Source organism: Streptomyces sp. NBC_01717, assembly GCF_036248255.1.
Taxonomy (GTDB): Bacteria; Actinomycetota; Actinomycetes; order Streptomycetales; family Streptomycetaceae; genus Streptomyces.
Genome location: NZ_CP109178.1, coordinates 7,443,125 through 7,461,842 on the forward strand (window position 1 = coordinate 7,443,125; position 18,718 = coordinate 7,461,842).

At 70.3% G+C, this 18,718-nt stretch carries 16 protein-coding genes; 11 read left to right on the top strand and 5 right to left on the bottom strand.

The annotated features are described in order from the left end of the window. Positions 1 to 114: 114 nt before the first annotated feature. Positions 115 to 612 (bottom strand): peptidylprolyl isomerase, encoded by a 498-nt coding sequence (locus OHB49_RS33680; protein ID WP_030968602.1) that lies wholly within the window; start codon positions 610 to 612, stop codon positions 115 to 117. A 281-nt stretch (positions 613 to 893) separates the two neighbouring features. Between OHB49_RS33680 and argC the strand changes: the two genes are divergently transcribed. The 5 genes from argC to OHB49_RS33705 are packed head-to-tail and all read left to right on the top strand — an operon-like array spanning position 894 to position 5,745. Further along, positions 894 to 1,922 carry an N-acetyl-gamma-glutamyl-phosphate reductase gene (gene argC, locus OHB49_RS33685; protein ID WP_030968603.1) on the top strand — a complete coding sequence of 343 codons (1,029 nt, stop codon included), beginning with the start codon at positions 894 to 896 and terminating at the stop codon, positions 1,920 to 1,922. Continuing rightward, positions 1,919 to 3,073, top strand: a complete 1,155-nt coding sequence (gene argJ / locus OHB49_RS33690; RefSeq protein ID WP_329164713.1) for a bifunctional glutamate N-acetyltransferase/amino-acid acetyltransferase ArgJ — start codon at positions 1,919 to 1,921, stop codon at positions 3,071 to 3,073. The genes argC and argJ overlap by 4 nt, the downstream gene beginning before the upstream one ends. Beyond that, entirely contained in the window at positions 3,070 to 3,990 is a 921-nt protein-coding gene (argB, locus tag OHB49_RS33695; protein ID WP_030968605.1) for an acetylglutamate kinase, read from the top strand. Before argJ ends, argB begins: the two co-directional genes overlap by 4 nt. Then, complete coding sequence (locus OHB49_RS33700) at positions 3,987 to 5,198, top strand: acetylornithine transaminase (RefSeq protein ID WP_329164715.1); 1,212 nt, start codon at positions 3,987 to 3,989, stop codon at positions 5,196 to 5,198. Before argB ends, OHB49_RS33700 begins: the two co-directional genes overlap by 4 nt. A 10-nt stretch (positions 5,199 to 5,208) precedes the next feature. Beyond that, positions 5,209 to 5,745 (top strand): arginine repressor, encoded by a 537-nt coding sequence (locus tag OHB49_RS33705; RefSeq protein ID WP_329164717.1) that lies wholly within the window; start codon positions 5,209 to 5,211, stop codon positions 5,743 to 5,745. 18 nt (positions 5,746 to 5,763) lie between these two features. Here the strand turns inward: OHB49_RS33705 and OHB49_RS33710 are convergent, their stop codons facing one another. Then, complete coding sequence (locus OHB49_RS33710) at positions 5,764 to 6,465, bottom strand: L,D-transpeptidase family protein (protein WP_329164719.1); 702 nt, start codon at positions 6,463 to 6,465, stop codon at positions 5,764 to 5,766. A 64-nt stretch (positions 6,466 to 6,529) separates the two neighbouring features. Continuing rightward, positions 6,530 to 7,120, bottom strand: a complete 591-nt coding sequence (locus OHB49_RS33715) for a pyridoxamine 5'-phosphate oxidase family protein (protein WP_030968613.1) — start codon at positions 7,118 to 7,120, stop codon at positions 6,530 to 6,532. Positions 7,121 to 7,337: 217 nt separating this feature from the next. On the opposite strand from OHB49_RS33715, the gene OHB49_RS33720 reads away from it, so the two are divergent. The 4 genes from OHB49_RS33720 to sigJ all read left to right on the top strand — a co-directional run bounded on the left by OHB49_RS33720 (position 7,338) and on the right by sigJ (position 12,110). Then, positions 7,338 to 8,531 (top strand): argininosuccinate synthase, encoded by a 1,194-nt coding sequence (locus tag OHB49_RS33720; RefSeq protein WP_329164720.1) that lies wholly within the window; start codon positions 7,338 to 7,340, stop codon positions 8,529 to 8,531. A gap of 89 nt (positions 8,532 to 8,620) precedes the next feature. Next, on the top strand, positions 8,621 to 10,054 hold the full coding sequence (argH, locus tag OHB49_RS33725; protein WP_329164722.1) for an argininosuccinate lyase: 1,434 nt from the start codon (positions 8,621 to 8,623) through the stop codon (positions 10,052 to 10,054). A gap of 71 nt (positions 10,055 to 10,125) precedes the next feature. Next, on the top strand, positions 10,126 to 11,097 hold the full coding sequence (locus OHB49_RS33730; protein WP_329164724.1) for an aldo/keto reductase: 972 nt from the start codon (positions 10,126 to 10,128) through the stop codon (positions 11,095 to 11,097). Positions 11,098 to 11,210: 113 nt separating this feature from the next. After that, on the top strand, positions 11,211 to 12,110 hold the full coding sequence (gene sigJ / locus OHB49_RS33735; protein ID WP_329164725.1) for an RNA polymerase sigma factor SigJ: 900 nt from the start codon (positions 11,211 to 11,213) through the stop codon (positions 12,108 to 12,110). A gap of 227 nt (positions 12,111 to 12,337) precedes the next feature. Here sigJ and helR read toward each other — a convergent pair whose 3' ends face one another. Both helR and OHB49_RS33745 read right to left on the bottom strand, forming a co-directional pair. After that, positions 12,338 to 14,506, bottom strand: a complete 2,169-nt coding sequence (gene helR / locus OHB49_RS33740; RefSeq protein ID WP_329164726.1) for an RNA polymerase recycling motor ATPase HelR — start codon at positions 14,504 to 14,506, stop codon at positions 12,338 to 12,340. Positions 14,507 to 14,697: 191 nt separating this feature from the next. Continuing rightward, on the bottom strand, positions 14,698 to 15,939 hold the full coding sequence (locus OHB49_RS33745; RefSeq protein ID WP_329164727.1) for a glycosyltransferase: 1,242 nt from the start codon (positions 15,937 to 15,939) through the stop codon (positions 14,698 to 14,700). A 574-nt stretch (positions 15,940 to 16,513) separates the two neighbouring features. Between OHB49_RS33745 and OHB49_RS33750 the strand changes: the two genes are divergently transcribed. Beyond that, a complete protein-coding gene (locus OHB49_RS33750) occupies positions 16,514 to 17,065 on the top strand; it encodes a TetR/AcrR family transcriptional regulator (RefSeq protein ID WP_329164729.1) in 552 nt (183 codons plus the stop codon). After that, complete coding sequence (locus OHB49_RS33755; protein ID WP_030968628.1) at positions 17,062 to 18,606, top strand: MFS transporter; 1,545 nt, start codon at positions 17,062 to 17,064, stop codon at positions 18,604 to 18,606. The genes OHB49_RS33750 and OHB49_RS33755 overlap by 4 nt, the downstream gene beginning before the upstream one ends. The last annotated feature ends 112 nt before the right edge of the window (positions 18,607 to 18,718 follow it).

Sequence of the window (18,718 nt, forward strand, 5' to 3'; positions counted from 1 at the left end):
ACGCGCTCGGGTGCGGTGCGCGAGGGGAGGAGTGGTGTCGCGTCCGGAGGGGGTCAGGCGGTGTAGTCCATCCCGGCCAGGCACCTCAGGTGCGCCCGCGAGTCCCTCGTACGGTCAGAGGACGCCGCAGTCGGCGATGGTGACCTTCGCCCGGGTCTTGCCGCTCTGCGAGCCGTAGCTCTCGATCTTCTTGACCAGGTCCATGCTCTCCTGGCCGTCGACCTCGCCGAACACGACGTGCTTGCCGTCCAGCCACGACGTCACGATCGTGGTGATGAAGAACTGCGAGCCGTTGCTGTTCGGGCCCGCGTTCGCCATCGAGAGCAGACCGGGCTTGTCGTGCGTGAGCTTGAAGTTCTCGTCGGCGAACTTCTCGCCGTAGATGCTCTTGCCGCCGCGGCCGTCGCCGCTGGTGAAGTCGCCGCCCTGGAGCATGAAGTCGGGGATGACCCGGTGGAAGGAAGAGCCCTTGTAGCCGAAGCCCTTCTCGCCGGTCGCCAGCGCGCGGAAGTTCTCCGTGGTCTTCGGGACCACGTCGTCGAACAGGTTGAACGTGATCCGCCCGGCGGGCTCGTCATTGATGGTGATGTCGAAAAAAACCTTGGTCGTCATGGTTCCATCCTGACATCCGGGCTGTCGGCCACCACCGCAAGGGGTGGCCCGAGGGCCCGATCGGCCGGGGGCGGCCAGGTGGGACCCCTGCGGGCGGGGTGCTCGTCATCGGGCGCCGGCGGAACTGCAGGGGTGTGCCGTCCGCGCCAAAAGGGCCGACTGGCACGCTCGGACTCGGCGGCGCGGCCGATCGGCTCGTGTACGCGGCCGATCGGCTCGTGTGGCCTTTGCATAAAAGTGCAGCGATGCGTATAGTCATGCCATCGACGAGGAGGATTTCGATGCCGGTACGTGCAGCGGTAGCAGGAGCGAGCGGATACGCCGGCGGGGAGCTGCTCCGTCTGCTGCTGGTTCACCCCGAGGTCGAGATCGGGGCCCTCACCGGCAACACCAACGCGGGGCAGAAGCTCGGCGCCCTGCAGCCCCATCTCCGGCCGCTCGCCGACCGGGTCCTGCAGCCGACCACCGCCGAGATCCTCGCCGGGCACGACGTCGTCTTTCTCGCCCTGCCGCACGGGCAGTCCGCCGCCGTCGCGCAGCAGCTCGGTGACGAGGTGCTCGTCGTCGACATGGGCGCCGACTTCCGGCTGACGGACGCCGCGGACTGGGAGAAGTTCTACGGGTCGCCGCACGCCGGGACCTGGCCCTACGGTCTGCCCGAACTGCCCGGTGCCCGCGCCGCGCTGGCGGGGTCCAAGCGGATCGCGGTGCCCGGCTGCTACCCGACGGCCGTCTCCCTCGCGCTCTTCCCGGCGTACGCCGCCCAGCTCGCCGAGCCCGAGGCCGTGATCGTCGCCGCGTCCGGTACCTCCGGTGCGGGCAAGGCGGCCAAGCCGCATCTGCTCGGTTCCGAGGTGATGGGCAACATGTCCCCGTACGGCGTCGGCGGTGTCCACCGGCACACCCCGGAAATGATCCAGAACCTCAGCGCCGCGGCCGGCGAGCCGGTCACGGTCTCCTTCACGCCGACCCTGGCGCCGATGCCCCGCGGCATCCTCGCCACGTGCAGCGCAAAGGCGAAGCCGGGTGTGAGTGCCGAGTCGGTTCGTACCGCGTACGAGAAGGCGTTCGCCGAGGAACCGTTCGTCGACCTGCTCCCCGAGGGGGAGTGGCCCGCCACAGCGTCCGTCTACGGTTCCAACGCCGTACAGATTCAGGTCGCCTACGACGAGGCGGCAGGCCGGATCATCGTCATCAGCGCCATCGACAACCTTGCCAAGGGCACCGCCGGCGGCGCCCTGCAGAGCATGAACATCGCCCTCGGACTCCCCGAGGACACTGGTCTTTCCACGATCGGAGTGGCACCGTGAGCGTCACGGCAGCACAGGGGTTCTCGGCGGCGGGTATCGCCGCGGGGATCAAGGAGAGCGGCAACCCGGATCTGGCCCTCGTGGTCAACAACGGGCCGCGCCGCGCCGCCGCGGGAGTCTTCACCTCGAACCGCGTGAAGGCCGCCCCCGTCCTCTGGTCGGAGCAGGTCCTCAAGGGCGGCCAAGTCACCGCCGTCGTTCTCAACTCCGGTGGCGCCAACGCCTGTACCGGCCCGCAGGGCTTCCAGGACACCCACGCCACCGCCGAGAAGGCCGCCGAGGTCCTCGTCGGCCACAGTGCCGGTGAGATCGCCGTCGCGTCGACCGGGCTGATCGGCACGCTGCTCCCGATGGACAAGCTGCTGCCCGGCATCGAGACCGCCGCCGCGGCGCTGAGCGAGCACGGCGGCGAGAAGGCCGCCATCGCGATCAAGACCACGGACACCGTCCACAAGACCGCCGTCGCGGGCGGCAACGGCTGGACCGTGGGCGGGATGGCCAAGGGTGCGGGCATGCTCGCGCCGGGACTCGCCACCATGCTGGTCGTCCTCACCACCGACGCCGATGTGGAAGCGGCCGGTCTTGACTCCGCGCTGCGCGCCGCCACCCGCACCACCTTCGACCGGGTCGACTCCGACGGCTGCATGTCGACCAATGACACCGTGCTGCTGCTGGCTTCCGGTGCGAGCGGTGTCACCCCGGAACAGGGCGAGTTCGCGGAGGCCGTACGGACCGTCTGCGCCGACCTGGCCCGGCAGCTGATCGGTGACGCCGAGGGCGCCTCGAAGGACATCCGGATCGAGGTCATCAACGCCGCGACCGAGGACGACGCCGTCGAGGTGGGCCGCTCCATCGCGCGTAACAACCTCCTCAAGTGCGCCATCCACGGCGAGGACCCCAACTGGGGCCGGGTCCTCTCCGCGATCGGCACGACGAAGGCGGCCTTCGAGCCCGACGAGCTGAACGTCGCCATCAACGGCGTCTGGGTCTGCAAGAACGGCGGCGTCGGCGAGGACCGCGACCTGGTCGACATGCGCTACCGGGAGGTCGAGATCACCGCCGACCTGGCCACCGGAACCGAGTCCGCCGTCATCTGGGCCAACGACCTCACCGCGGACTACGTCCACGAGAACAGCGCGTACAGCTCATGAGCGCGGCGCGGAAACACACCGCACTCCCGAAGGCGGAGATCCTCATCGAGGCGCTGCCCTGGCTGACCCGGCACAACGGCAAGACCGTCGTCATCAAGTTCGGCGGCAACGCCATGATCGACGAGGAGCTGAAGGCGGCCTTCGCCCAGGACGTCGTCTTCCTGCGGCAGGCCGGCCTCAAGCCCGTCGTCGTGCACGGGGGTGGCCCGCAGATCAGCGCCCAGCTCGACAAGCAGGGCCTGGTCAGCGAGTTCAAGGCGGGGCTGCGCGTCACCACGCCCGAGGCGATGGACGTCGTACGGATGGTGCTGGCCGGACAGGTCCAGCGCGAGCTCGTCGGCCTGCTCAACCAGCACGGCCCGCTCGCCGTCGGCATGACCGGCGAGGACGCCCACACCATCACCGCCACCCGGCACCGCCCCACCATCGACGGCGAACTCGTCGACATCGGCCGGGTCGGCGAGATCACCGCGATCGACACCGGGGCCATCCAGGCGCTGCTCGACGACGGCCGGATCCCGGTCGTCTCCTCCATCGCGCGCTCCGCCGACGACAACCACGTCTACAACGTCAACGCCGACACCGCGGCCGCCGCACTCGCCGCCGCGCTGAACGCCGAGACGCTGATGGTCCTCACCGACGTCGAGGGCCTCTACGAGGACTGGCCCAACAGCGACGACGTGATCAGCAGGCTCACCGCGACCGAGCTGGAGAAGCTGCTGCCGGAGCTGTCCAGCGGCATGGTCCCGAAGATGCAGGGCTGCCTGCACGCCGTACGCAACGGTGTCGAGACCGCCCGGGTCATCGACGGCCGGGTCCAGCACTCGATCCTGCTGGAAATCTTCACCGACGAAGGCATCGGCACGATGGTCGTGCCCGACGCGGCCGACGTACCCGACGCACAGGGGGAAGCATGACCAACGCCGAGCTTTCGCAGCGCTGGCAGGGCTCGCTCATGGACAACTACGGCACCCCGCAGCTCTCCCTGGTCCGCGGCGAAGGTGCCCGTGTGTGGGACGCCGACGGCACCGAGTACCTCGACTTCGTCGGCGGCATCGCGGTGAACGCGCTGGGCCACGCCCACCCCGCCGTCGTCGAGGCCGTCTCGACCCAGATCGCCTCGCTGGGCCATGTCTCCAACCTTTTCATCGCCGAACCGCCCGTCGCGCTCGCCGAACGGCTCCTCCAGCTCTTCGGCCGGACCGGCCGCGTCTACTTCTCCAACTCGGGCGCCGAGGCCAACGAGGCCGCCTTCAAGATCGGCCGGCTCACCGGGCGGACCCATATGGTCGCCACCGACGGCGGCTTCCACGGCCGGACCATGGGCGCGCTCGCCCTCACCGGCCAGCCGAAGAAGCGGGAGCCCTTCCTTCCGCTGCCCGGCGACGTCACACATGTGCCGTACGGCGACGTCGACGCCCTCCGGGCCGCCGTGACCACCGACACCGCGCTGGTGATCATCGAGCCCATCCAGGGTGAGAACGGTGTGGTCGTCCCGCCCAAGGGCTATCTGGAGGCGGCCCGGGAGATCACCCGGGCCACCGGCACCCTGCTCGTCCTCGACGAGGTGCAGACCGGTGTCGGCCGGTGCGGCCAGTGGTTCGAGTACCAGGCCCACCAGGGCGTCGAGCCCGACATCGTCACCCTCGCCAAGGGGCTCGGCGGCGGGCTGCCGATCGGCGCCACCGTCGCCTTCGGCGCGACGGCCGACCTGCTGAAGCCCGGCCAGCACGGCACGACGTTCGGCGGCAACCCGATCGCCTGCGCCGCCGGTCTCGCCGTTCTGGACACACTCGCCGCCGACGGCGCCCTGGACCGGGTGAAGCGGCTCGGCGAGAGGATCCGGGACGGTGTCGAGGCCCTGGGGCACCCATTGGTCTCCCACGTCCGTGGCTCCGGTCTGTTGCTGGGTATCGTGCTCACCGAGCCCCTTGCGCCGCAGGTGCAACAGGCGGCTCAGGGAGCCGGACTCCTGGTGAACGTGCCCGCCCCCGATGTCGTACGGCTCATGCCGCCGCTGATCATCGGTGACGCAGAGGTGGATGCGTTCCTGGCGGCACTGTCCGGCGCTCTCGACGCGGCACACGGGGACGGACAATCCGGAGAGAAGCGCTCCGGAGAATGAGGCGACGACGATGACCGAGGCGCAGGAATCCGAGTTCGGCGGGCCGTCCGTGCCGCAGACCCGCACGGCACGCCACCGCCGGATCGTGGACATCCTGAACCGGCTGCCGGTGCGCTCGCAGAGCCAGCTGGCGAAGCTCCTGGCCGACGACGGACTGAGCGTCACCCAGGCGACGCTCTCCCGCGATCTGGATGAACTGGGCGCGGTGAAGATCCGCAACACCGGCGGCGAGCTGATCTACGCCGTGCCGAGCGAGGGCGGCTTCCGCACCCCGCAGGCACCCCTCGGCGAGTCCGCAAAGGAGGAGCGGATGCGGCGCCTCTCCTCCGAACTGCTCATCTCGGCGGAGGCCTCGGCCAACCTCGTGGTGCTGCGTACGCCCCCGGGCGCGGCCCAGTTCCTGGCCTCGGCCATCGACCAGGCGGAGCTGCACGACGTCCTCGGCACCATCGCGGGCGACGACACGCTGATGCTGATCAGCCGGGACCCGGCGGGCGGTCAGGGGCTCGCCGACCACCTGCTGCGGCTGGCACAGAACAGTCGCTGAGCGGCCCGGAGAGACGGATCAGTAGCGGGTGATCGCGGTCGTGCCCGAATGGGTCCCGATCGCGATGTGCGGTCGGCGGGCCGGGTCCGCCCAGGCCAGGATCCGATCCATCGAAGGCGCCGGTACCGAGACGCAGCCGGCGGTCGCACCGCTCCCGTTCACATGCAGGAAAATCCCCGCACCCCGGCCGCGCACCGGCCGGTCGTAGTTGAACCCGATGACCAGTGCGCGGGCGTACTGCTTCGGGTACGCGACCAGATGCTCGGCCTCGCCGGCCCCGCAGTCCGCGGGCAGCGGCTCCACCCAACGGTTGTAGGCGCGCGCCGCGTTGTCCTGGCACCACCACGACCGGTCGCCGGCCCTGCGGTACGGATAGCGGGTCCCGGCCGGCACCGCTTCGACGCCGAAGGCGTACGGCAGGTCGTACAGACCGGTGGGGGTGGTGTTCGTGCCCTGGATCCGCGTGTCCCCCTCGGTCAGCCCCTTCGCCCCGAACCGGGCCGGCGCGGACCCGGCCCGTACCCACTTCCCCGACTGCAGGTTCCACCAGCTGACGGTGCCCGTGGTGGATCCCGTGCCGGGCGCCTCGGCCGTGATCAGCTGCGAGCCGCCGCCCGTGTCGGCCAGCCGCTCCGGCAGCGGGGGCGAATCGGCTTGGCGGGCCGCCGAAGAACCCACGAGGGCGAGCAGAACCGACCCGGTCACCAGAGATGTGCGCATGGACCGGACGGTAGACCCGACGGCGCCGGGCCGACCGCCGCACGTACTCCGTACGGCCCAGCGGTCAGTCCACGGTGGGCATCACGGGCAGCGGGAGCGGCAGTCCCGGCAGCCCGTCGATGCTCGCCGCGATGTACTCCTTCTTGCCGAAGTACTCGCTGAGCGAGGTGTCGTCCTCGCGCGCGAAGCGCTGGGCGTGCAGCGGCCGGTCCTCCTCGTAGGACATGTACGGCACCGCGAACCCGCAGGTGTCCCGGATCAGCTCGGCCGTCACCACGATGATGGCGCGTAGCCCGTGCGGGGCCGGGTCGACGGTAAAACGGCCGAGCAGCCCCGGGAACCGCGGATCGTCACGGAAGACCGGCTCGCCGCGGCCGTGCACCCGCACGATGTTCGGCGGCCCCTGGAAGGCACACCACATCAGAGTGATGCGACCGTTCTCCCGGAGATGGGCCACGGTCTCCGCATTGCTCCCGGCGAAGTCCAGATAGGCCACGGTCCGCTCGTCGAGGACCGCGAAGGAGCCGCTGACCCCCTTGGGAGAGAGGTTGACCGTGCCGTCACCGCCCAGCGGGGCGGTCGCGGTGAAGAAGATGTGCTGCTCTTCGATGAAGGTCCTGAGCCGTCCGTCGATACGTGCGTATGTCTTTCCCATGCGGCGAGTATCGGCGCCGAGGCGGCGCCCGGCAGGGGCATTTCAGCCGGCGGGACACCGCTGCCGGACCGATCGTAGAGGGCCGCACGGTGTCCCGGCCCGGCATTTACGGTCCGGGCTCGTGCGTTCGGGTGAGCCGTTGATCAGCGGCTTTGACAAACCATACGGAGGACTGCATAGTTATACCCAACAGTGAATGCACCGTAAGGAGAAACCCGTGACCGAGCGCGTCGTACTCGCCTACTCGGGCGGCCTGGACACCTCCGTCGCCATCGGCTGGATCGCCGAGGAGACGGGCGCCGAGGTCATCGCCGTTGCCGTGGATGTCGGCCAGGGCGGCGAGGACCTGGACGTCATTCGTAAGCGCGCGCTCGCCTGCGGTGCCGTCGAGGCCGAGGTCGCGGACGCCAAGGACGAGTTCGCCGAGGAGTACTGTCTCCCGGCGATCAAGGCCAACGCCCTCTACATGGACCGCTACCCGCTGGTGTCGGCCCTCTCCCGGCCGACCATCGTCAAGCACCTCGTCGCCGCCGCCAAGAAGCACAACGCAGGCATCGTCGCCCACGGCTGCACCGGCAAGGGCAACGACCAGGTCCGCTTCGAGGCCGGCATCTCCGCGCTCGGCCCCGACCTGAAGTGCATCGCCCCGGTCCGTGACTACGCGATGACCCGGGACAAGGCGATCGCCTTCTGCGAGGAGAAGAACCTCCCGATCGCGACCACCAAGAAGTCCCCGTACTCGATCGACCAGAACGTCTTCGGGCGCGCCGTCGAGACGGGCTTCCTGGAGGACATCTGGAACGCCCCGATCGAGGACATCTACGAGTACACCGAGAACCCGGCCACCCTGCGCGAGGCCGACGAGGTCGTCATCTCCTTCAAGGAGGGCGCCCCGGTCGCCATCGACGGCAAGCCCGTCACCGTCCTCCAGGCGATCCAGCAGCTCAACGAGCGGGCCGGCGCCCAGGGCATCGGCCGGATCGACATGGTCGAGGACCGGCTCGTCGGCATCAAGTCCCGCGAGGTGTACGAGGCCCCCGGCGCGATCGCACTGATCACCGCCCACCAGGAGCTGGAGAACGTCACCGTCGAGCGCGAGCTGGCCCGCTACAAGCGGCAGGTCGAGCAGCGCTGGGGCGAGATGGTCTACGACGGCCTGTGGTTCTCCCCGCTCAAGCGCGCCCTGGACGGCTTCATCAACGAGGCCAACCAGCACGTCACCGGTGACATCCGGATGACGCTGCACGCCGGCCGTGCCGTCGTCACCGGGCGGAAGTCCAGCGAGTCGCTGTACGACTTCAACCTCGCCACCTACGACTCGGGCGACACGTTCGACCAGTCCAAGGCACAGGGCTTCATCGAGATCTTCGGCCTTTCGTCGAAGATCGCCGCCAAGCGTGACCTGGCCTGACGCCGTCCCGTTTACGTCACCGCCTCCCCGTTCCTCCGCGGCGGGGAGGCGGTCGCACATCCACCCTCTTGTCTCTTGAGGAGCACGCAGTGAGCAATGGCAACGGCAACAGCGACGTACGCCTCTGGGGCGCCCGCTTCGCCGACGGTCCGGCCGAGGCGCTGGCGAAGCTGTCCGCCTCCGTCCACTTCGACTGGCGGCTCGCGCCGTACGACATCGCCGGCTCCCGCGCCCACGCTCGCGTCCTCAACAAGGCGGGCCTGCTCACCGATGACGAGCTGACCCGCATGATCGCCGGTCTCGACCAGCTCGAAGCCGATGTCGCCGACGGGTCGTTCACCGGCACCATCGCCGATGAGGACGTCCACACCGCGCTGGAGCGCGGCCTGCTGGAGCGACTCGGCCCCGACCTCGGCGGCAAGCTGCGCGCCGGCCGGTCCCGTAACGACCAGATCGCCACGCTCTTCCGGATGTACCTGCGCGACCACGCCCGGATCATCGGCGGTCTGATCGCCGAGCTCCAGGAGGCGCTGGTCGGCCTCGCCGAGGCCCACCCGGACGTCGCCATGCCGGGCCGGACGCACCTCCAGCACGCCCAGCCCGTCCTCTTCGCCCACCACGTCCTGGCCCACGTGCAGCCCCTGTCCCGGGACGCCGAGCGGCTGCGGCAGTGGGACGAGCGGACGGCCGTTTCCCCGTACGGCTCCGGCGCGCTGGCCGGCTCCTCGCTCGGCCTCGACCCGGAGGCGGTCGCCGCGGACCTCGGCTTCGAGCACGGTTCGGTCGCCAACTCCATCGACGGCACGGCCTCCCGCGACTTCGTCGCCGAGTTCGCGTTCATCACCGCGATGATCGGCGTCAACCTCTCCCGGATCGCGGAGGAGGTCATCATCTGGAACACGAAGGAGTTCTCCTTCGTCACCCTGCACGACGCCTTCTCCACCGGCTCCTCGATCATGCCGCAGAAGAAGAACCCGGACATCGCCGAGCTCGCCCGCGGCAAGTCCGGGCGGCTGATCGGCAATCTGACGGGCCTGATGGCGACGCTGAAGGCTCTCCCGCTCGCGTACAACCGCGACCTCCAGGAGGACAAGGAGCCGGTCTTCGACTCCTGCGACCAGCTCGAGGTCCTGCTGCCCGCCTTCACCGGCATGATGGCCACGCTCACCGTCAACCGCGAGCGGATGGAGGAGCTCGCCCCGGCCGGTTTCTCGCTCGCCACCGACATCGCCGAGTGGCTGGTCAAGCAGGGCGTCCCGTTCCGCGTCGCGCACGAGGTCGCGGGCGAGTGCGTCAAGGAGTGCGAGCAGCACGGCATCGAGCTCGACGAGCTCACCGACGAGCAGTTCGCGAAGATCTCCGAGCACCTCACCCCCGAGGTCCGCACGGTCCTCAATGTGCCGGGCGCGCTCGCCGCCCGTGACGGACGCGGCGGTACGGCCCCGTCGGCCGTCGCCGTACAGCTCGCCGAGGTCAAGAACGACCTGGCGGCACAGCACGCGTGGGCCACCGCCCGTCAGTAGGTCACGGGAACGGCATCGCGGGCTACGTTGGTCGGGACGGAGTTACGGACCCGACCCACGAGGAGCCCGCGATGCCCTTCGCCCGCCTGGCCTCAGCGACGACCCCGACCGCCCATATCGGGCTCGGCCTGGCCGCGGTCGGCAGGCCCGGCTACATCAATCTCCATCGCGACCGGGACCTGCCCGGGACCCGCAGCGTCGAGGCACTGCGCGAGCACACCCATGAGCTTCTCGACGCCGCCTATGCGCAGGGCGTCCGCTACTTCGACGTGGCTCGCTCCTACGGCCGTGCCGAGGAGTTCCTCGGCGACTGGCTGACCACTCGCCCGGACGTGCGTGACGTCGTCATCGGCAGCAAATGGGGCTACACCTACACCGCCGGCTGGAGCGTCGACGCCGAGGCGCACGAGGTCAAGGACCACAGCCTCGCCACCTTCGAACGTCAGCGTGCCGAGACCGCGGCGCTGCTGGGCGACCGGCTCGACCTCTACCAGATCCACTCCGTGACAGCCGACAGTCCGGCCCTCACCGACAAGGAACTGCACGAGCGGCTCGCAGCCCTCGCCGCGGACGGGGTCACCGTCGGCCTGTCCACCAGCGGCCCCGGCCAGGCGGACGCCATCCGCGCCGCCCTCGCCGTCACCGTCGACGGCGAACCCCTCTTCCGTACGGTGCAGGCCACCTACAACGCCCTGGAGACGTCGGCCGGACAGGCGCTCGCCGAGGCGCACGACGCAGGCCTGACCGTGATCGTCAAGGAAGCGATGGCCAACGGCCGGCTCGCCGGAACGGACGCTCCCGCCGTCGTCCAGGAGATCGCTGCCGAGGCGGGCCTCGGCAGCGACGCGGTCGCCCTCGCGCTGATCCTGCACCAGCCGTGGGCCGACGTCGTCCTCTCCGGCGCGGCGACCGTCACCCAGCTCGTCAGTAACCTCCACGCCCCTGTCCTCGACCTCGACGAGCAGCGGCGGGACCGGCTGGACGCGCTGGTGGAGGAGCCCGAGGCGTACTGGCGCCACCGCGCCGGGCTGCCCTGGAGCTGACCGGCGAAGCGCCTCGATTCCTTGATCACCGGATTCTGCGTCACTTCGGTGTGTCACATCGTTCTCGTTCGATTCGTCAGTGCGGTGACGGAACACGACGGAGGAATGGGCCTGTGGACGAGAACGAGTTTCTGGCGGAACGCTTCGAGGAGAACCGGACCCGTCTGAGGGCCGTGGCCTACCGGATGCTCGGCTCGCTTACCGAGGCGGACGACGCCGTCCAGGAAGCCTGGATCCGGCTCAGCCGCTCCGACGACCGGCAGATCGAGAACCTGAGCGGCTGGCTGACGACGGTCGTCGGCCGGGTCTGCCTGGACATGCTGCGCTCGCGCCGGTCCCGGCGCGAGGAACCCCTGGAGACGCAGCCGGCGGGCGCCGACGCCCCCGAGCCGGTCCTCGGCCCGCAGTCCGGAAGCGACCCCGAACACCAGGCGCTGGTCGCCGACTCGGTGGGGCTGGCGCTGCTGGTGGTCCTGGAGACCCTGGACCCCGCGGAACGGCTCGCCTTCGTGCTCCACGACATGTTCGCGGTGCCGTTCGACGAGATCGGTCGCATCGTGGACCGGAGCCCGGCCGCAGCCCGGCAGCTCGCCAGCCGGGCTCGTCGCCGCGTCCAGGGCGTGGACCGGGTGCCGGATCCCGATCTCGCTCGCAAGCGTGAGGTCGTCGACGCGTTCCTGGCGGCCGCCCGGGGCGGTGACTTCGAGGCGCTCGTCGCCGTGCTCGACCCGGACGTGGTGGCACGGTCCGACGGCGGCGCCGGCGGCGTCGGCGCTCCGTCGGTGGTGCGCGGGGCCGCTTCGGTCGCCCGCCAGGCGATCATGTTCGCACCGTTCGCGCAGTCGTCCCGGACGGCCCTGGTCGACGGGGCCCCGGCAGTCATCTCGATCCGCGACGGGCAGCGGTTCTCGGTCATGCGCTTCACGATCGAGCGCGACAGGGTCGTCGAGCTGTACGTGGTCAACGATCCGGCCCGCCTTCCCGAGCTGGACCTGACCGTCCTCGGCGACTGACGACGCCCGGGGAAGGGCGGGGCGGACCGGGGCGGGCCGGGCAGGACCGGGGGCAGCTCCCGCCCCGGTCCGCACCCACTGTGCCGGCGCGTCGAAGTCCGCCTGCTCGAGGCCGGTCCTCGGGTCGATCCGGCGCAGCGCCTCGCCCGGTCCGTGCCCGGCGACCCACTCCCGGTCCCGCTCGCCGATCTCGTCGCCGACCCCGGCGAACGGCCGCCCGGCCGACGTCAGGAGCTCGTGAGGATGACGAGTTGCTGGGTCGCTCGAGTCATCGCGACATAGCGGTCGACCGCTCCTTCGATGCCGTTGCCGAACTCCTCCGGGTCGATGAGGACGACCAGGTCGAACTCGAGCCCCTTCGACAGCTCCGGAGTCAGCGACCGGACACGGGACGTCGTCCGGAACGTGGGATCGCCGATGACGCAGGCGATCCCGTCGGCATGTGCGGCGAGCCAGGTGTCGAGGATCGAGCTCAGATCCGAAACGGATCCGTGTGCGACGGGGACGCCGCTGCTGCGGATGGAGGCCGGCACGTTGGCGTCCGGGAGCACGGCCCGGATGACCGGCTCGGCTTCCGCCATGACTTCTTCCGGCGTCCGGTAGTTGATGCTCAGGGAGGCCAGGTTGATCCGGTCGAGCCCGATCCGCTCGAGCCGTTCCTGCCACGACTCCGTGAACCCGTGCCTGGCCTGGGCGCGGTCCCCGACGATGGTGAAGCTCCGGGACGGGCACCGGACCAGCAGCATCTGCCACTCCGCGTCGGTGAGTTCCTGAGCCTCGTCCACGACGATGTGCGCGAACGGGCCGGCGAGCAGGTCCGGGTCGACGTTGGTCAGTTCGGACTCGTCGACCAGGCTGACCTGGGCGTCTTCGCCGCGCAGCATCGTCACCAGGCCTTCGCCCTCGTCACCGTCGGCGCCGGAGTTGGACACGGCCTCGATCAGGCTGTCGACGACCTGGGTCATGCGCTCGCGCTGGGCGGCGAGGATGGCCTTGTGCCGACGCTCGCGCCGCGCCGCCTCCGGATCGCCGAGCCGCTGCCGCGCCGCGTCCAGGAGCGGCAGGTCGGACACCGTCCAGGCCTGGGCGTCCCCGCGCTGCAGCTTCTGAACGTCGTCGGGGCTGAGCCAGGGAGCGCACATCCGCAGATAGGCGGGTACCGACCACAGGTCTCCGACGAGGTCAGCCGCTTCGAGCAGCGGCCACGCGCGGTCGAAGGCCGTGATCAGTTCCCTGTTCTGCCGCAGCGACTTGCGGAGCAGGTCGGCCGAGACGTCGCCGTCGTGCTTGTCCACCAGGATCGTGAGCAGCTCCTCCCAGACCTGTTCGCGCGCCTCGTTGTGCGGAGTACCGGGTTCTGCCGCTTCGAACGCCACGGCCCAGTCGTCGGCGCTCAGCCAGATGTCGGACCAGTGAGTCGTGACCGTCATCCCCTTCGTAGGCGGCTCCTCATAGAACCTGACGGTCGTCTCGATCGCCTTCACCAGGTTCGCGGACGACTTCAGGGCGGCCACGTCCGGGTCGGCCTCGACCGCTGCTGCGGCTCCCTCGGCGACGAGGTCCCGCAGCGTGCAGGTCTGCACGCCCTCCTCGCCGAGGCTGGGGAGGACGTCGGCGACGTAGGCCAGGTAGGGCCGGTGCGGACCGACGAACAGCACACCGCCCCGACGGTGACCGAGGCGAGGGTCGGAGTAGAGGAGGTAGGCGGAACGGTGCAGAGCGACGACGGTCTTCCCCGTACCCGGGCCGCCGTCGACGACGAGAGCGCCGCGGGATCCCGCACGGATGATGGCGTCCTGGTCGGCCTGGATGGTGCCGAGCACGTCTCGCATCCGTGCCGACCTGTTGCTGCCCAGGCTGGCGATGAAGGCGGACTGGTCGTCGAGCGCGGCGTGCCCGGCGAACCCGTCCGAGGTGAAGACCTCGTCCCAGTAGTCGCTGATCCGGCCGCGGGTCCAGCGATACCTGCGGCGGCTTGCCAGACCCATCGGGTTGGCGTGGGTGGCTCCGAAGAACGGCTCGGCCGCGGGGGAGCGCCAGTCGAGCAGCAGCCGACGGCCCGTGCTGTCCGTAAGGCCAAGTCGTCCGACGTACACCGGTTCGGGGTCGTCCGCGCTGACCATGTGCCCGAGGCACAGGTCCAGACCGAAGCGACGCAGTGCGCGCAGACGAGTGGTCAGCCGGTGGATCTCCGCGTCCCGGTCCATCGCCTGCCGGCCCACGCCGCCGGGTGCCCTGCGCTCGGCATCGAGGCGGTCGGACAGTTCGGTGATCGCCTGCTCAAGGCTCTCCGCGAGGGCCGCGAAGTGCTGCTCGTCACCGGCGATCAGCGTCGGGCCGGCCTTGGGGGAAAGGTGGTCGGGAAGGTCAAACACGCTGGTGGTCAGCGGGTTCACGTAATCGGCTCCGATCTGAGGTCGCTCGCGACCATGTGCGTGCGGCAAGGCGTCTGGACTGGGGTGACGAACCGGGTGGCCGTGACGAGCAACGCTCCGCCCGGCGTCGGACCCGTGGCCGTTGTCGGTCGAGGTCGTCAGGGTGTGCAGGTTCCCGTGCTCCGGGTCCTGGCTCGGTGATCCCTCGTGGTTCACGCGGACATCGGCGCCCTTTCCCGGCTGATCGTGTCGAGCAGCAGCTTCGCGGCCACCGTCGCCCCGTCGGCGCGGACCGCGCCGGCCACGGCCCTCGCTCGGGCGCGGGTCTCAGGTGTCAGGGCCGTCCTGAGCGCGGCGGACAGGGACTCGGTGGTCGGGGTAGGACCGTCGTGTGCCGCGCCGATGCCCAGGCCCGCCACCCGGCCGGCCCAGTACGGCTGGTCCGCCAACTGGGGTACCACCACTTGGGGAGCGCCGGCCCGGGCGGCCGTGGTCGTGGTGCCCGCGCCGCCGTGGTGCACGACGGCGGCCACCCGGCCGAACAGTGCCTGCTGGTTGACCTCGCCGACGACGAAGCAGTCGTCATGGTCGTCGATCAGGGCAAGGTCGGCCCAGCCGCGCGAGGCGAGTACGCGGCAGCCCTGCGCGCGGACGACCTCGACGGCCACCTGGGCGACGTCCTTCGAAGCGCGCATGGGCATGCTGCCGAAGCCCACGTACACCGGTGGTTCGCCGGCCTCGAGGAACGCTTCCAGGTCGTCCGGGAGCGGGCGTTCGTCCGGCAGGATCCACGCGCCGGTCTGCACGACGTCGAGGTCCGGTGTCTCCTGCCACGGGTCCAGGGTCGGGTCCGTCGCCAGCCACGGCCGGTCGCCGATGACGTAGTCGCGGACGTTGCCCACCGGGGGCAGGCCGATCGACGCCCGGTTGACGTTGAGCGCCTCACCGAACAGCGCATTGATGTTCTGGACGTCCAGGTCCCACAGCACCCGGTTGTCGGTCACGTCCGGCGGGAACGGCCGGCCCGGATAGGCCAGCGGCGGGTGGTGCGGCGACGGCAGGGTGAGCTGCTGGAAAGTCACGGACACGGAGCGGATGCCCAGTTTCTCGGCCACCGACCGCGCGCCGGCCGCGGCCGGCATCGCGCCGGTCGCCACCAGCACATCACATCCCTCGGCCGCCGCGGGGACCGCGGCGAACTGACTGGCGATCAACTCGGCGGCGCGCCGCGGCAGGTTCGCCGACGACGGCGGCGGCGACGCAGTCGTCAGCGCGCGCGCCGACTGGCCGACGGGCACCATCGGCACGCCGACATCGGCCAGTCGCTGCGCGAAGTCCTCGTCCGGCGGCGCGCACACCCGCACCTCCGCGCCGAGTGCCCGCAACTGCACCGCGAGTCCCACCAACGGCTCGACGTCCCCGCGCGACCCATACGTAGACAACAACACACGCACTCCGTGACTCTCCCAACTCCGTCGGTTCCGGCTTCGGCCGCCGATTCTGCGGCATGACCCGGGCCTTGCCGCAAGGCCCCCCATGCGCTATACGTTGAGAGTGGAAAGGAGTGGGTACTCCTCTTTCCTCTTCCTCGTCCGCTGTGAACGGACGACCTCCTCGAGAAGCGCCGCGCCTCGTACGGCACTGTCGGCCCTCTTCACGAGCCACTGGCGACTGGCTGTCCGCCCGTCCGGTGGATGCCTACGACCCGGGCCATGAAGCAGTCGGCGCGCAGACGCGCGACGGTGCGCGAACCGGTGAATCGCCGAGCCGCCCGGTCACGACGTGCCGGAGACGGTCCTGCGGGAGCCTAGGGTCGCTCGCATGACGACCATCGACGTGGCAGACCTCGGCCGAAGCATCGAGTCGAGGTCGCCCGCGACCGTGGTGCCCCGACCGGCTCGGATCTCCTCCTTTCCGGCGCCCGGACGCCGCCCCGGCGCCCGATAGGTGCCGGCAACCAGCACTTCGCACCGGAGAGCCAGGATCAGGAATGAGACGATGGTGTCTCATTTGGGTTATGGTTGTCTCATGACTGTCGACCGTGAGCAGGTGCTGCGCAGCGCTGCCGCTCTGCTGACCCGTAAATCGACCGCCACCATGGATGAGGTCGCCAAGGCCGCGGGCATCGGACGCGCCACCTTGCACCGGCACTTCGCCGGACGGGACGCTCTGGTCAGAGCGTTGGAGAACCTGGGGATCCAGGAGTTCGAAGCGGCCCTCGACGCTGCCGCGCTCGGCGAAGGGCCCTCGGAGCAGGCGCTGCGCCGGCTGATCGCGGCTGTCGAACCGAGCGCCGGACTGCTGTCCTTCCTCGTCACCGAGAACCAGCTCTTCGAGGGTGACGAGGTGAACGAGGGCTGGAACCGGCTGGACGCGCGGGTCTCCGCCTTCTTCCGGCGCGGCCAGGAGCGCGGCGAGTTCCGGATCGACCTGACCCCCGCCTGGCTGACCGAGGCCCTGTACGGGCTCGTCTCCACCGGCGCCTGGGCCGTCCAGGCGGGCCGGGTAGCCGGACAGGACTTCCAGTACATGATCGTCGAGCTGTTGCTCGGCGGAGCACGCCGGAGCGTGGAGCAATGACCAGCATCGAACAGTACGCGGCGACCTCGGACGAGCTGCGCCGCCCCGGACGGTGGATCGCGCTGGCCGTGCTCGTCCTCGCCGTGCTGCTGGTGGCCATCGACGCCACCGTCCTGGGCCTTGCGACGCCGTTCCTCACCGAGGATCTCGAGCCGACCGGCACCCAGCTGCTCTGGATCGGCGACGTCTACTCGTTCGTCATCGCCGGGCTCCTGGTCTCCATGGGCAGCCTCGGTGACCGCATCGGCCGCAAGAAGCTGCTGTTGAGCGGCGCCACGGCGTTCGGCGCGGTCTCCGTGCTCAACGCGTACGCGAACAGCCCAGAGATGATGATCCTGGCGCGGGCACTGCTCGGCGTCGCGGGCGCCACCTTGATGCCGTCCACCCTCGCCCTGATCCGCAACCTCTTCAACGACCCGCGCGAGCGCTCACTGGCCATCGGTATCTGGGGTGCCATGGCCTCCGCGGGCGCGGCCGTCGGCCCGGTCGTCGGCGGGTTCCTGCTGGAGCACTTCTGGTGGGGGTCGGTCTTTCTGATCAACCTGCCGGTGATGGCGGTCCTCGTGGTCGTCGGCGTCCGGATGATCCCCGAGTCGAAGAACCCGGCGCCCGGCCCCTGGGACCTGATGAGTGTCGCGCTCTCCCTGGTCGGCATGATCGGTGTCGTGTACGCCATCAAGGATCTGGCCGCACACGGGGCGAGCTGGGAGGTCGCCGTCGCGGGGATCGGCGGTGCGGTCGCACTCTGGTGGTTCGTACGCAGGCAGCTCAAGCTGCCGGATCCGCTGCTGGACATGCGGCTGTTCCACCACCGGGGTTTCTCGGGCGCGGTCCTCGCCGATCTGCTGACCATCCTCGGCCTGTCCGGACTGGTCTTCTTCCTCTCCCAGTTCCTGCAACTGGTTCAGGGGCGCGGCCCGCTGGAGGCCGGACTCGCCGAGTTGCCGGCCGCCGTCGGAGCGGTGACCTGCGGTCTGATCGCCGGTCAGGCCGCCCGCCGGTTCACGGTCCGGTTCGTGGTGTCCGCCGGGCTCGCGGCAGTCGGTCTCGCGCTCGCCGCCGTCACCTTCGTCCACCAGGAGACCGGCTATCCACTGATCGGCCTGCTGCTGCTGGTCGTCGGCATCGGCGCGGGCTTCGCCTTCACCGTGACCTCGGACGTGATCCTCTCCAGCGTCCCGAAGGAGCACGCGGGCTCCGCGTCCGCGGTCTCCGAGACGGCGTACGAACTCGGCGCCGCCCTCGGCATCGCCCTGCTCGGCTCCATCGTCACCGGCGTCTACCAGGACTTCGTCACCCCGCACGGCGTCCCGGCCGGTGCCGCAGCGGCGGCCCACGAGTCCCTGGGCGGCGCCGTCGAAGCGGCCCACGGCCTCCCGGCGGAGCAGGCGCACGCACTGGTCTCGGCGGCACAGGACTCGTTCGTCGACGGGTTGCACATCGCCGCGGGCATCGGCGCGGTGGTCCTGATCGCGACGGCGGCCGCCGCCTGGTTCCTGCTGCGCGGCCAGGCGCTGGAGGAGGAGATCGAGCATCCGTAGAGTTCTCCGCGAGCTGTCGCGCCTTCGGCCGTACGAGTGGTCGTGAGATACGGAAGGGCCCGTACCGCCAAGCGGGGTACGGGCCCTTCCGATGTCCTGCGGATCCGCCCGA